Source organism: Rhizobium sp. PL01, assembly GCF_033447125.1.
Taxonomy (GTDB): domain Bacteria; phylum Pseudomonadota; class Alphaproteobacteria; order Rhizobiales; family Rhizobiaceae; genus Pararhizobium.
Map to the genome: position 1 here is coordinate 644436 of NZ_JAWQUM010000001.1, position 13758 is coordinate 658193.

At 61.4% G+C, this 13758-nt stretch carries 10 protein-coding genes; 5 read left to right on the top strand and 5 right to left on the bottom strand.

The features are described 5' to 3' along the window. Positions 1 to 3: 3 nt before the first annotated feature. From R6X40_RS02985 to R6X40_RS03000, 4 genes are all read right to left on the bottom strand, one after another. On the bottom strand, positions 4 to 2058 hold the full coding sequence (locus R6X40_RS02985) for an acetate--CoA ligase family protein (protein WP_318410819.1): 2055 nt from the start codon (positions 2056 to 2058) through the stop codon (positions 4 to 6). 2 nt (positions 2059 to 2060) lie between these two features. After that, complete coding sequence (locus R6X40_RS02990) at positions 2061 to 3221, bottom strand: acyl-CoA dehydrogenase family protein (RefSeq protein WP_318410820.1); 1161 nt, start codon at positions 3219 to 3221, stop codon at positions 2061 to 2063. Positions 3222 to 3374: 153 nt separating this feature from the next. Beyond that, positions 3375 to 4865: a carnitine 3-dehydrogenase gene (locus R6X40_RS02995; protein ID WP_318410822.1), complete on the bottom strand. Its 1491-nt coding sequence runs from the start codon at positions 4863 to 4865 to the stop codon at positions 3375 to 3377. A 187-nt stretch (positions 4866 to 5052) separates the two neighbouring features. Further along, positions 5053 to 5955, bottom strand: a complete 903-nt coding sequence (locus tag R6X40_RS03000) for a 3-keto-5-aminohexanoate cleavage protein (RefSeq protein WP_318410824.1) — start codon at positions 5953 to 5955, stop codon at positions 5053 to 5055. A 112-nt stretch (positions 5956 to 6067) separates the two neighbouring features. Between R6X40_RS03000 and R6X40_RS03005 the strand changes: the two genes are divergently transcribed. Further along, positions 6068 to 7039 (top strand): GlxA family transcriptional regulator, encoded by a 972-nt coding sequence (locus R6X40_RS03005; RefSeq protein ID WP_318410826.1) that lies wholly within the window; start codon positions 6068 to 6070, stop codon positions 7037 to 7039. Between the two features lie 84 nt (positions 7040 to 7123). On the opposite strand, the gene R6X40_RS03010 is transcribed toward R6X40_RS03005, so the two are convergent. Further along, the gene (locus R6X40_RS03010) at positions 7124 to 8323 is read right to left on the bottom strand and encodes a LysR family transcriptional regulator (protein ID WP_318410828.1); all 1200 of its coding nucleotides are present in this window, start codon (positions 8321 to 8323) and stop codon (positions 7124 to 7126) included. A gap of 139 nt (positions 8324 to 8462) precedes the next feature. Between R6X40_RS03010 and R6X40_RS03015 the strand changes: the two genes are divergently transcribed. The 4 genes from R6X40_RS03015 to R6X40_RS03030 are packed head-to-tail and all read left to right on the top strand — an operon-like array spanning position 8463 to position 13751. Then, positions 8463 to 10001, top strand: a complete 1539-nt coding sequence (locus R6X40_RS03015) for an aromatic amino acid lyase (RefSeq protein WP_412178308.1) — start codon at positions 8463 to 8465, stop codon at positions 9999 to 10001. An 11-nt stretch (positions 10002 to 10012) separates the two neighbouring features. Further along, the gene (locus tag R6X40_RS03020) at positions 10013 to 11392 is read left to right on the top strand and encodes a dihydroorotase (RefSeq protein ID WP_318410831.1); all 1380 of its coding nucleotides are present in this window, start codon (positions 10013 to 10015) and stop codon (positions 11390 to 11392) included. Next, on the top strand, positions 11392 to 12660 hold the full coding sequence (locus R6X40_RS03025) for a Zn-dependent hydrolase (protein ID WP_318410833.1): 1269 nt from the start codon (positions 11392 to 11394) through the stop codon (positions 12658 to 12660). Before R6X40_RS03020 ends, R6X40_RS03025 begins: the two co-directional genes overlap by 1 nt. Then, a complete protein-coding gene (locus tag R6X40_RS03030; protein WP_318410835.1) occupies positions 12660 to 13751 on the top strand; it encodes a DUF917 domain-containing protein in 1092 nt (363 codons plus the stop codon). The genes R6X40_RS03025 and R6X40_RS03030 overlap by 1 nt, the downstream gene beginning before the upstream one ends. Positions 13752 to 13758: the final 7 nt, after the last annotated feature.

Consider the following 13758-nt stretch of genomic DNA (forward strand, 5'->3'; position numbering starts at 1 on the left):
GCGTCATTTCCTTCGACGGATCAGGGCATCGGCTGCAACGGTTCCAGACCCTTGCGGCAACACCATGATAGGATTGATATCGAGTTCTTCGAGTATTGAAGCGTTTGCAGCGACATAGGATGCTACAGCAGCGACAGCTGTAATAAGCGCTGGAATGTCGCCTCTTGGGCCACCACGATAGCCATCGAGCAGCTTTTTGATTTTCAGGCCGGAAATGGCCTCGCCAATGGCTTCCGGCGTGGTTGGAAGGGTCAAAATTGCCGAATCTTCGAGCAATTCCACCAGAATACCGCCCGCGCCGATGGTCAGAACCACACCGGCGACAGGATCACGCAACGCGCCGACGATGATTTCAGCGACGGGTTTTGCAATCATTTTTTCAACAAGATAGCCCGTAGCGACGCTTTTCATGGCGTCGGCCGCGTCGAGAACCGACTGACGGTCGGCGAGATTGAGCTTGACGGCACCTGCTTCCGTTTTGTGGGCGACACCGAGGCCCTTGAGTACGATCGGGAAGCCCAGCGTTTCGGCGGCATCTGCGGCTTCATCTCCGGTGGCTACAGCTTTGCCCATCGGCACGACAAGACCGAATTGTGCCAGTTCGGCCTTTGCCTCGTTTTCGCTGATCGTGATGATGTCGCCGTCTTGTGCGTATGCTGACAACAATGGTGCCGGAGCCGGTTTCGCCCAGATGGCGCCGATGCCAGCCGAAATCTCGGCTGCGGCCAGCGCTTCGTCGATGCCGGAGAAGGCAACGACACCGGACGCCATCAGCGATAGTGCCGTGTCTTCCGGCATGTTTTCACCGAGGCTGGCGACGATGCCGGCAACGGCACCGGTCGCCTTCGCGGAAGCAATCACGGCTTCGCACGTTGTGTTCCAGTCGGCGGCATCGCAGCGGTCCTGACGGGGAAAATCGAGCACGATGAGATTGAGCGCATAGTCCCCCTTCATCATCGCGGTGAAGGCTGTCGTCTGCTTTTCGAGATTGCCCCAGACGAAGGTGTGGTAATCGAGCGGATTGGCGATGGTGACCATTTCGCCGAGGCTTTCGCGCAAGGGCTGGCGCTGTTCGCCCTTCAGCGCCCGGAACACGGTTTTCCGTTTCACACCTGCGTCGGCCATCAACGACGCCTCGCCGCCGGAGCAGCTCATCGAGGAAATGTCGAAACTCTTGAGCGGTGGATGCAGGTGGAGAAGCTTGAGTGTTTCCAGAAGCTCCGGCAGCGTATCGACACGGCCAATACCGAGCCGTTTGAGCACAGCGCCGGAAACGGCGTCGTTGCCCGCAAGCGATGCGGTATGCGAAACTGTCGCCAATTGTGCTGCTTCCGATTTGCCGACTTTCAGCGTGACGACCGGCTTCTTCAGTTCGCGGGCGCGTGTGGCCAGCCGTTGCAGGGCTTCGATGCTGTCGAAGCCCTCGATATGCAGGCCGACGGCAGTGACGCGCGGATCTTCGAGTGCGGCGATGGCGAGTTCCGAAAGGCCGGTCTGCGCCTGGTTTCCGGCGGTCATGATATAGGCGAGCGGAAGGCCGCGCATCTGCATGGAGACGTTGCAGGCGATGTTCGACGACTGGGTGAGAACGGCGACGCCGCGTTCTACGCGCTGCATGCCGTGCTGGTCTGGCCAGAGCAGGGCGCCATCGAGCGCGTTGATGAAGCCGTAGCAATTGGGGCCGACGATCGGCATGTCACCGGCGGCAGCGACCAGCGCCTCCTGCAGGTCGTTGCCATCGGCGAGTTCGCTGACAGCTTCGCGAAAACCGGAAGCGTAGCAGATGGCACCGCCAGCACCACGGGCAGCAAGGTCGCGGATGATCTCGATGGTGAGCTGGCGGTTGACGCCGACAAAGGAGGCGTCGGGTGCGGCTGGCAGCTCGGCCACCGAGCGATAGCATCGGCGGCCGAGGATTTCGTCCTGTTTGGGGTGAACCGGCCAGATATCGCCGGTGAACCCCATCTTGTCGCATTGTTCGATGACCCGGCGCGCTTCCTTGCCGCCGAAGACGGCGATGGATTTGGGCCGGATCAGGCGGTCGAGGGATCGCGTCATGCTCATGCTCCGAGTGGGCGCAGGAGGTCGCGGCTGATGATATGCCGCTGGATTTCCGACGTGCCGTCCCAGATGCGCTCGACACGCGCGTCTCGCCAGAAACGGGCAAGCGGCAAGTCGTCCATCAAGCCCATGCCGCCATAGATCTGGATCGCCTCGTCGGTGACGCGGGAGAGCATTTCGGAGGCATAGAGTTTGGCGGACGCAATCTCGCGGTTGGCGGGCAGTTTCTGGTCGAGCCGCCAGGCGGCCGCAAGGGTTAGATAGTCAGCGGCATCGATCTCGGTGATCATGTCGGCGAGCTTGAACGAAACACCCTGGTTGGCACCGATCGGTTTGCCGAACTGCTTGCGCTCGGCGGCATAGGGCAGGGCATAGTCGAACACCCGGCGGGCGCGGCCGACGCAGGTGGCGGCAACGGTGATGCGGGTGGCGTAAAGCCAGTCATTGGCGATGTCGAAACCCTTGTGCACTTCGCCGAGGATGGCGGACGAGGGCAGGCGGCAATCGTCGAACGAGAGGATGCAGTTCTTGTAGCCGCGATGGGAAACCGAATCGTAGCCGTTGCGGATCTCGAAACCCGGTGTGCCGCGATCGACAAGGAAGCAGGTAATCTTCTTCTTCGGGCCGCGCGGGGTTTCTTCCTCGCCGGTTGCGATGAAGACGATGACGAAATCAGCGATGTTGGCATGGCTGATGAAATGCTTGGTGCCGTTGACGATCCAGTCGTCACCATCCGGCTTGGCGAAACACTTCATGCCGCGCACGTCGGAACCGGCATCCGGCTCGGTCATGGCCAGCGCGTCGAATTTCTCGCCCTTGACGGCGGGGATCAGGTATTTTTCGCGCTGTTCCTCGTTGCAGGCCATCAGGATGCCGGAGGGCCGGCCGAAAAACACCGTCAGGCCCATCGAGCCACGGCCAAGTTCGCGCTCGACCAGCGTAAAGGTCTGATGATCAAGTCCCGCGCCGCCGACTTCCTCGGGCATGTTGCAGGCAAAGAAACCGAGATCCTTGCACTTCTGCGCAATCTCCTGGCCGAGCTCCTTCGGCACGATGTCGGTCCGCTCCACCTCGTTTTCATGCGGATAGATTTCGGTCTCGACGAAGCCGCGAACGGTGTCGACGATCATCTGCTGTTCTTCGGTCAGTGCGAAATCCATGGTCTATTCCCTCCTTTTTTACGTGCCTTGAGCGCGGCATGCTCCAATGCGCTCCCTCCCCCTTGTGGGGAGGGTTGGGGAGGGGCCTTCCTTTGAAAAAGAACCCCTCCCGGCCCTATGGGCCACCCTCCCCACAAGGGGGAGGGAAAATCGCTACCGCTTCTGCCCCACAGCGCGACCAACACCGTCCGGCTTCGGCAAGGAGGCATGCGCTTCGGCGATCGCCTTGACCTTGTCGAGCACCGAAGCCGGTGCCGGCACAGCCTTGCTCTCCTTAGAGGCGACATGCAGCATCATCTGCTCGGCGGTGGCCACCGCTTCATTGGTGGCCACGTTGTAGATGGTCGAGAAGATGTGCAGGCGTTTTTCGTCGTAGGACAGGATCTGGCAGGTCGAATACAGCGCATCGCCGAGCTTGGCTTCGCCGAGGTTGCGGATATGGGTCTCGACGGTGTAATAGCTGTGGCCATTCTTGACGTAATCGAGATCGACGCCGATCAGGCGCAGGATGCCGTCCGACGTGTCGCCGAAGACCTGAAGGTAGCGGTGCTCGGTCATGTGGCCGTTGTAATCGACCCAGGCCGCATTGACCTTGGTGTCGAGGATGCGAATCGGCTGGGCCTCTCCCAGATCAGTCGACGGCTTTTCGGCGTTGGCCCAGAGGCTATCCTCGAAATCGGCGAGCAGTTTGCCGGCACCCCAACCCTTGCCGCCATCGCCGCTTTTCAGCGCATGCATGATACCGACGAGGTTTTCGTCGCGGATGCGTTCCAGATCGCGAATGCCACGGGCGCCGGACTGCGCATCGGACTGGCCGGCAATCTTGTTGACCAGTTCGTCGTCGAGATCGACGACATCCATCAGCTTGGTCCAGGGCCAGGACAGGCAGGGGCCGAACTGGGCGAGGAAGTGGCGCATACCGGCTTCACCGCCGGCGATGCGGTAGGTCTCGAACATGCCCATCTGCGCCCAGCGCATGCCGAAGGAATAGCGAATGACGTCGTCGAGTGTTTCGGTGTCGCAGATATCGTCCTTGATCAGCCACAGGCCTTCGCGCCAGACGGCTTCGAGAAGACGGTCGCCGACGAAGGCCTCGATCTCCTTGTTGATGATCACGCCCTTCATGCCGATCGGCGCAAGCTTGGCCTTTGCCTCCTGCAACGTGGCTTTGCTGGTCTTTTCGCCACCGACGAGTTCTGCGAGCGGCAGCAGGTAGACCGGATTGTAGGGATGGGCGACGAACATGCGCTCGGGATGTTTCATGTCGCGCTGCAGGTCGGTCGGCATGATGCCTGAGGTAGACGAGCCGATCAGGGCTTTCGGGTCGGCAGCAGCATCGATCTGGGTGATGACGTTGCGTTTCAGGTCGATGCGTTCCGGCACGCTTTCCTGAATCCAGTCAGCGCCTTGCACGGCCTCTTCAATGCTCTTGACGAAGGTGAGTTTGCCCTTCGCAGGCAGCGGCGCCATGGTCAGCATCGCATAGGCGCGCTCGGCATTGGCGAGGACTTCGCCGACGATGCGCTCAGCTTCCGGATGCGGATCGAACATGTTGACGTCGATACCGGCGAGCAGGAAGCGCGCGGCCCAGGCCCCGCCGATAACGCCGCCGCCGATGCAGGCTGCCTTGTTGATTTTGGTCATTGCTGTTCCACCTTGTTTTAAGACCCCGCCCCAAACCCCTCCCCACAAGGGGGAGGGGTTTAACGTGCCGCCCCCATGTCACTTCGCATCGACATTTCAGCTTGCAGTGCGCCTGATTTTGGCGCGGACGGTTCAGCGAATTAAGGCCTCCCCCTTGTGGGGAGGGTGGGGAGGGGATTTTTGTTGTTTACCGTTTCGTCAGCTTCAGCTTTTCGCGCACTTCAGCCGGGCCGATGATCCTGGCGCCCATGCCTTCAATGACGCCGACTGCCTTTTCGACGAGCTGCGCATTGGTGGCGAGCTGGCCTTTGCCGATGTAGAGATTGTCTTCCAGACCGACGCGGACATTGCCACCGGCAAGAACCGCCGCTGCCGGATAGGCGAGTGCATTGCGGCCGATCGAGAAGGCCGAGAACGTCCAGCTCTTCGGTACGTTGTTGACCATCGCCATGAAAGTGTTGAGGTCATCCGGCGCGCCCCACGGAATGCCCATGCAGAGCTGAATCAGGACCGGATCCTCGATCAGGCCCTCCTCGACCAGCTGTTTGGCGAACCACAGGTGGCCGGTATCGAAGGCTTCGATTTCCGGACGTACGCCAAGATCGGTCATCATCTTGGCCATGGCACGCAGCATCGACGGCGTATTGGTCATGACGTAATCGCCGAGCGAAAAATTCATCGTGCCGCAATCGAGCGTGCAGATCTCCGGCAGGCATTCGGCGACATGCGACACGCGCTCGGTGGCGCCGGCCATGTCCGTGCCGTTGGGGTTGAGCGGCAGCGGCTTTTCGACATTGCCGAAAATCATGTCGCCGCCCATGCCGGCCGTCAGGTTGACGACCACATCGACATCGGCGGAACGGATGAGGTCGGTGACTTCCTTGTAGAGGTCGTTGCGGCGGCTCGGTGCGCCGGTCTCCGGATCGCGCACATGACAATGGACGATGGCAGCACCGGCCTTGGCGGCATCGATGGCCGAAGCGGCAATGTCCTTTGGTGATCTCGGGACGTGCGGTGACTTGCCGGCGGTATCGCCGGATCCGGTGACGGCACAGGTGATGAAAACGTCGCGGTTCATGCTCAGTGGCATAAAAGGCCTCCCCTTGTTCTTGGCGTCCATTACGAGCCAAGAATGGCCGCTCTGCTTTCCTTTTCCGGATGTTTGTTATACATTCTCGGAACCAAAAGCCGGAGATGGACGAATGCTCGTTCCAAAGGATGGGACCCAGCATATCGATCTGCTGGTGTTGCCGGAGACCAATCTGATCCTCGTCGCCTCGGTGGTCGAGCCGCTTCGCGCGGCAAACCGGATTGCCGGAAAGGCGCTGTACGACTGGGAGATTTTCAGCCCCGACGGCCAGGCAATCGAAACCAAGAGCGGCATCCCGATCCCAGTTTCCGGGCCTTTCCGGCCGCAGAATGAGACGGCACCGCTGTTTATTCTGTCGAGCTATAACTGGCGAGCCTATGCCACGACGCAACTGAAGATGCAGCTGTCGCGAACCGCCCGGCATCGCGAGATTATGGCCGGGATCGAGGCCGGTACCTGGTTTCTGGCCGAGACCAGCCTGCTCGACAATTTTTCGGCCACCAATCACTGGGAGGATTTCGAGGATTTCGCTGCCGCCTATCCGCAGATCACCATGGTGCGCGAACGGTTCGTCATCGACGGCAAGCGAATCACGACGGGCGGTTCGCTGCCGACGCTCGACCTGATGCTGGAATTGATCCGCCGTCAGCACAGCTATTCGCTGGCACTCGAGGTGTCCCGGCTGTTCATCTACGAGCAGGAGCGCACGCGCGGTGATCTGCTGCAGGTTCCTGTTATCGGCAATATGCGCATTCTCGATGCGCGGGTGGGGGCGGCGGTGAAGCTGATGGAGGAGACGGTGGAGGCGCCCTTGACGCTCACTCGTCTCGCTCGCCGGGCAGGCGTCAGCGCGCGCCACCTGCAGGACCTGTTTCAAGAGACTATGGGGGTGGCGCCGCATGCCCATTATCTGGCGCTGCGGCTGAACGCGGCGCGGCGCAAGGTGATCGAGACACGCGCCGATTTCGCCGATATCGCCGCTGCCACTGGTTTCAATTCATCTTCGGCCTTTTCCCGCAGTTATCGCGCCCACTACCGCGAAAGCCCAAGCGAGACGCGCAGACGCGTCAAGCTCAAGAGCTGATTCACTCTGTTCATGCGTTGATTCAACGCGCGATGGATTTCCGAGTCCAATCAGGCGGTTGGCGCTGATCGTGCAGGAAGTGATTCAACCTCGGGCAGGCGCGCTGTCTGATATCTGCTCCGTCTGCATCATGCCCAGCATGGCTTCCGCCACCTGCCGCGAGAGTGCGTTTTTCTGCCATGCCAGCGACAGGCTCTGCATATAGCCGGGACCAAGCCGGCGCATCGCTGGCGGATTTCGAACGCGGGCGGCGGAGCTTTCCGGAAGCACCGAAAGATAACCGTGGTCCATCACCAGATTGAGGATGACGGGGATCGAATCGACCTCGGTCATTGTCAGCCGGCTACGCTCCTGTTCGGTGAGCGTCGCCTCGATGAAATGAGCTGCCTGTTGGCGCAGCCCGCTCTTGAGGCTCGGCACCGCGATGGGATTGGATTGCAGCAATGCGCCGATATCGCCGCCGTGTTGTGCAAACAGCGACGGGTGACCCGCCAGCGCCAGCGGTGTGCGCGAGATCAGCCTGCCTTCGAACTCGGTGGGGAAGGTTTCGAGGTCGAGCAGCACCACATCGAAGTGACGGTTCTTCAGTCCGGCGATCAGTTCGTCGGCGGTGGTGCTGGAGACGAACAGCGGCTGGCGCGGCCGGGCGTGATGCCACTTGGCTGTTAGTGCTGCCAGCATGCGGGCGATCTCGCTTTCCGGGCCAAGCGGCATCACCGAGCCGAAACGCCAGGTCGCCGCCGCCCGCCGGAACCGGTCACCGGAGGCGCGCGACAGCCGCCGCCAGATTTCAGCCAGGTTTTCGATGATCGGAATGGCGGCCAGACCTTCGGCTGTGCAGGTGATTCCGGATGGCGACCGGATCAGCAGTATGTAGCCAAGATCACGCTCCAGATCGTTCATCTGCCGCGTCAATTGCGGCTGGCCGGTGGACGAGACTTTCGACGCGCCACGAATACTGCCACTGCGGGCGACGGTGACGAATCGCTCAAGCGCGGTCAGGCTGATCGATGGGGTTACGTCCGGGCCGTTGCCGGTGGGGTGGGAGAGAAGCAACCTGATCGCCTCGTTGGCGGCAGCAAGGTCGGCCATCCGGCTCTGTGCCTCCAGCGTCGGCACAAGATTGCTGCGCTCGCGCCGGACAAGTGGGACGGCGATGGCTGCTTCGAAGCGTTTCAGGGCCGCGCTGACGCTTGCGGGTGGCCTGCCGCTCGCCTTGGCCGCCCGGCGGATTCCGCGCTCTTCAAGGATCGTGTGGACAAGGGAAAGCGTCGCGATATCCATCGGCGGTCTTGATCCTCTGAGGCGAAATTACAGAACAGTGTGCATCTGTACCGGTGTTGGCATCTTATGTTCCGTTTTTGGGATATAACACAAGCCGGGATATTGGGCATAGCATGTTGCCAGAAAAGTGAGTCAAAGCATGCATGCATCGGTGAAAACCATCGTCCTCAACGGTAATCCGCTCGATTTCGCGGCGCTGGAGAAAATCGGCTCCGGTTTATACGTGCCTGTTGTCGCCGAGCAGTCGTTTGAACGGGTGGAGGCTGCACACAAAGTCATCGCCGATCGTATCGCCATGGGGCTTCCGGTCTATGGCGCCAATACAGGGGTCGGGTCGATGAAGGATCGCCTCTGGACCGTCGATGATCTCGTTGAATTCAACACGGCCCTGGTCAGAGCACACCATTTTGGAACCGGCCCGCTGTTTTCTCAAGCCGTCGTGCGCAAGGCGATCGCCATCCGTATCAACACAGCGCTTGGCGGCCATACCGGCTGCAGCGTCGCTCTGGTCAAGGCGTTCCTCTCGCTGCTGGAGCGTGGCGTCGTGCCGGCCGTTCATCGTCACGGCTCGATCGGTTGCGCCGATATCGGCCTGATGGGGCAGGTCGCCTCGGTGCTGACCGGCACCGGCCAGGCCTTTTTCGGGGGCGAACTGCTCGAAGCGAGTGAAGCCCTGCGCTGCGCCGGGCTGGAGCCTTTCGTCATGCTGCCACGCGATGCGCTGGCCGCCCTCAGCGTCAACGCCACAGCTTTTGCCGCCGCTGCCGACGTGCTGCGCGAGGCTGCATCGGCCGTGCGCGTGCTGATGACCACCGGGTTGATGTCGTCGCTGGCTCTTGGGGCTTCGGCCGACCCCTGGCGTGTTGCAGCGACCTTGGGGACACGTGGCGAAGCGCTGGTCGGCTCCTGGCTTTATGGTCAATCCGATTGTGTTGACTGGCCGTTGCCGACGGCAATCCATGACCCGTTGAGCCTGCGCATGACCGCACAGGTTTTTGGCGCGGCTGTCGATACACTTCTCGTTGCCGCTGAGCGGCTAGTCGATGCGACCTATCTGTCCGACGATAATCCGGTGGTTCTGGGCGGGCAGGTGCATGCCTCCGGTGCCTCGCTGCCTTTGACGACGACGCTTTATATCGAGACGGCACAGATCGCTTTTTCGCATGTGGCCCGCAACGTGCTCAATCGCTGCGTCCTTCTGTCCAACGGTGTACGGCGCAACCTGCCGGTCAATCTGGTCGCTCCGGGCGAGGTCGCCAGCGGTCTTGGGCCGCTGATGAAGCTGGTTGTGGAACTCTATATGCGCGTCCAGTCGCTGGCTGTTCCGCTGTCGGCGCAGTCGATCGTCGTTGCCGGTGGACTGGAGGAGGAGGCGACCTTCCTGCCGCTGATCGTCGAGCGGATGGAAACGCAGGTGCGCGATCTGAGACAGATGGCGGCAATTGAGGCGATGCTGTCGGCGCAGGCCGTCGATCTTCTCGGCGATACACCGCAGGGGGTGACGCAGATTGCCTATGACCGCGTGCGCGCTGCCAGCCCGATTTATCTGAAGGACCGGCCGCTCTCGAAGGAGATCGAGGTTCTGCACCATGATTTTGCCTGCGGACGTCTGCTTGGGGCGATCGTGGCGGCGGCGCCGATGCCCGAATTCGACGATTTCTTTGCGCTCGGACAGTAAGGGAGACACCGATGTCTGACTTCGATCTGGTTCTGAAAGGCACCGTGGTTCTGCCCGATCGCCTCATCGAAGGTGGATTTGTAGCCGTGCGCGATGGCAAGGTCGCTTTCGTCGGACAGGGCACCATGCCTGCCGCCCGCGAACGCAATGATCTCGGAAACGCGCTGATCCTGCCAGGTGCAATCGATGCGCAGGTGCATTCTCTGAGCCAGAAAGACCAGGAAGATTTCGTCTGGTCGACACGTTCGGCTGCTGCAGGTGGCGTCACCACCATTGTCGACATGCCCTATGACGAAGGTGATCTCGTCTGCTCGGCTGAGGCCGTGCAACGCAAGATCGGTCATGCCGGTAAACAGGCGCGTGTCGATTTCGCGCTCTATGGTACGATCGATCCCGAGGACGGTCCGGCGCGGATCGGTGAAATGGTCGAGGCCGGTGTTTCTGCTTTCAAGTTCTCGACGTTTGGCACCGATCCAAAACGCTTTCCGCGCATTCCGGCCGGGCTTCTAGAGGATTGTTTTGCAGCCATCGCGCCGACGGGTTTGACGGCGGGCGTGCACAATGAAGACGACGAAGCGGTTCGGGCAGCGATTGACAAGGTTAAGGCGTCGGGGATTACCGATTATCGTGCTCATGGCCTGTCGCGGCCGCCGCTGACGGAACTGCTGGCTACCAATCAGATCTATGAAACGGGCGCCGCCACCGGTTGCCCGGCCCATGTCGTTCATTGCTCTGTCGGGCGTGGCTACGACATTGCCGCCGCGTATCGGGCGCAGGGGTTTCGCGCGACGATCGAATGCTGCATCCACTATCTCGTTCTCGACGAAGAGAACGATGTGAAGCGGCTGGGCGGCAAGGCGAAGATCAATCCGCCGATCCGGGCGCGCGCCGAGGTGGAAAAGCTCTGGCGGCATGTGGCTGATGGCACAGTGACGATGGTCTCGACCGATCACGTCAGCTGGTCGGAAAATCGCAAGACCAATCCGGACATGCTCGCCAACGCTTCCGGCGTGCCGGGGCTGGAGGTGATGATCCCGCTGTTCGTCAAGGGCCTGCTGGAACGCGGTATTCCCCTGACGCGGGCTGCCGAACTGATGTCGCTCAATCCTGCCCGCCATTTCCGGCTTGATCATCAGAAAGGCGCACTTGAAGTCGGCAAGGATGCCGATATCGTCGTTCTGACGCCTGAACCCTACATCTATGACGCAGCTGAAAGCGGCAACAATGTCGTCGGCTGGTCGCCCTACAACGGTCTTCGTCTGCCCTGGCGGGTGGCTGCGACCTATAATCGGGGCGTACAGGTTTTCGACGGCAAGACGGTTCTGGCAGCGCCCGGAGCCGGCCAGTTCATCCGGCCGCTTACAAGCCTCCCGTTGCGCGAGGCGGTTTGATGGCCACTGTCGAGACCAATCTTCCCGTCGATGCCGGGCGCATCGCCGATATCATCAAGGGTCTTGCCCGTATCACCGAGCCGGACAAGCCCTATACGCGCCGCGCCTTCACGCCACTATTTCTCGAAGGGCGCGCCTTTCTTGAGCAACGCTTCAAGGCGGCGGGACTGGAAACCCGGATCGATGCTTCCGGAAACCTGATCGGCCGCCGCAAGGGGCGCAAGTCCGCGCTTGGGACGATCATGCTCGGTTCGCATTCCGATACGGTTCCGGAAGGAGGTCGCTTCGACGGTATCGCAGGCGTCGCCGCGGCATTGGAAGTGGCGCAGGCGTTGAACGATGCCGGTATTAGGCTTGATCACGATCTGGAGGTTGTCGATTTCCTCGCCGAGGAAGTGTCGATCTTTGGCGTCTCCTGCATCGGCAGCCGTGGTCTTGCGGGACTGATCCCGGATGGCTGGCTCAGCCGGACGCAGGGGGAGCTGACTCTACGGCAAGGCATGATCGATGCCGGTGGCGACCCGTCACGGCTGGCACGCCAGAAGCGATCGGATATCAAGGCCTTCCTGGAATTGCATATCGAGCAGGGACCGGTTCTGGAAACCGAGCGCTGCGATATCGGGATCGTCACGGCAATCGCCGGTATTACCCGCATCGAAATCCTGTTCGACGGTCAGGCAGACCACGCCGGCACTACGCCGATGGGCCACAGGCGCGATGCGCTGGTGGCGGCTGCGCGGATGGTCGGGGAGGTCGAACGCCTGGCATTCGATTATGCAAAAGGCGAGGGGCATTTCACGGCGACGGTCGGTGAATTCTCGATCGAGCCGAATGCTGCCAATGTCGTTCCGTCACGTGCCCGCATCCTGATCGACGCCCGTGCGGAATTGCGGTCGGACATGGAGCGGTTCATTGCCGAGATCGACCAGATCACTGTCGATATCCAGCGGGAAACCGGGGTCTCGATCGCCTCGCTAAAGCTGATTTCCGATAATTTTCCGACGCCGGCCGATCCACTGGTGATGGCCAATCTCGAACAGGCAGCGGATCGTGTCGGCGCAAGGCGCCGCCGCATGGCCTCCGGTGCCGGGCATGATACGGCGTGGATGGCGCGCATCTCGAAGGCCGCGATGATCTTCATCGCCTGCCGCGAGGGGCGGTCGCATACACCGGACGAATGGGCCGAGAATGATGACGTGGCGCTTGGAACGGCAGTGCTGTTCGAAGCGGTCCGCAAACTCGATACCGATTTACAGGGAGAGCAGTGATGGGCCGGATACTGACCGAAAAGGATGTCGAAGCGGCCGTCAAGGGCGGCTCCGTCTATGCAGCAGGTGGCGGCGGCTGGGCTGATCATGGCCGCATGCTGGGGTACGCAGCAGTGTCGATCGGCAAGCCGGAATTGGTCTCCATTGACGAGCTTTCCGACAATGACTGGGTTGCGACGGCGGCCGCCATTGGCGCACCAGCCTCGACGACCCCTTGGGAGATGCGGGGCGTCGATTACGTCAAGGCGGTCGAACTGCTGCAGGAGGCGCTGGGCGAGAAGGTCGCGGCGCTGATGGTCGGGCAGAACGGCAAGTCCTCGACACTGAACGGCTGGCTGCCATCGGCGATCCTCGGCACCAAGGTTCTCGATGCCGTTGGCGACATGCGGGCGCATCCGACCGGCGACATGGGATCGATCGGCATGGCCGGTTCGCCCGAGCAGATGATCCAGACGGCAGTCGGCGGCAATCGTGACGAGAACCGCTATATCGAGCTGGTCGTGCGCGGCGCGACTGCCAAGGTTTCGCCGATTCTGCGCACCGCATCCGACATGTCCGGCGGTTTCATCGCCTCGTGCCGCAATCCGCTGCGGGCGTCCTATGTGCGCAACAACGCAGCGCTCGGCGGTATTTCGCTGGCCCTGACTCTGGGGGAGGCGATCATCGCCGCGGAAGGCAAGGGCGGCAGCGCCATCATCGATACCATCGCCAAAACCACCAACGGCACGATCCTTGCGCAAGGCGTCATCACCGATAAATCGGTCGTCTACACCAAGGAAGCCTTCGATATCGGCACGGTGACGCTCGGGAAGGGCGATGACTCAACGGTACTCCATGTCATGAACGAATACATGGCTGTCGAGGATGCCGGTGGCTCGCGGCTCGCCACCTTCCCCGACGTCATCACTACGCTGTCGCCGGATGGGGAGCCGTTAAGCGTCGGGCAGCTGCAGGTCGGCATGAAAATCTTCGTGCTGCATGTACCGAAGACAGTGATCCCGCTGGCCTCCAGCGTGCTCGATCCCACCGTCTATCCTTCGGTGGAGAAGGCGATGGGGATTGAGCTGGCGAAGTATGCGCTGGCCAAGTGATGGAGAC

What these genes read in the sequence shown, in the direction of transcription:
- R6X40_RS02985 (WP_318410819.1), bottom strand. Translation starts at nt 2,058, where the DNA reads ATGACGCGATCCCTCGACCGCCTGATCCGGCCCAAATCCATCGCCGTC.
- R6X40_RS02990 (WP_318410820.1), bottom strand. Translation starts at nt 3,221, where the DNA reads ATGGATTTCGCACTGACCGAAGAACAGCAGATGATCGTCGACACCGTT.
- R6X40_RS02995 (WP_318410822.1), bottom strand. Translation starts at nt 4,865, where the DNA reads ATGACCAAAATCAACAAGGCAGCCTGCATCGGCGGCGGCGTTATCGGC.
- R6X40_RS03000 (WP_318410824.1), bottom strand. Translation starts at nt 5,955, where the DNA reads ATGCCACTGAGCATGAACCGCGACGTTTTCATCACCTGTGCCGTCACC.
- R6X40_RS03005 (WP_318410826.1), top strand. Translation starts at nt 6,068, where the DNA reads ATGCTCGTTCCAAAGGATGGGACCCAGCATATCGATCTGCTGGTGTTG.
- R6X40_RS03010 (WP_318410828.1), bottom strand. Translation starts at nt 8,323, where the DNA reads ATGGATATCGCGACGCTTTCCCTTGTCCACACGATCCTTGAAGAGCGC.
- R6X40_RS03015 (WP_412178308.1), top strand. Translation starts at nt 8,463, where the DNA reads ATGCATGCATCGGTGAAAACCATCGTCCTCAACGGTAATCCGCTCGAT.
- R6X40_RS03020 (WP_318410831.1), top strand. Translation starts at nt 10,013, where the DNA reads ATGTCTGACTTCGATCTGGTTCTGAAAGGCACCGTGGTTCTGCCCGAT.
- R6X40_RS03025 (WP_318410833.1), top strand. Translation starts at nt 11,392, where the DNA reads ATGGCCACTGTCGAGACCAATCTTCCCGTCGATGCCGGGCGCATCGCC.
- R6X40_RS03030 (WP_318410835.1), top strand. Translation starts at nt 12,660, where the DNA reads ATGGGCCGGATACTGACCGAAAAGGATGTCGAAGCGGCCGTCAAGGGC.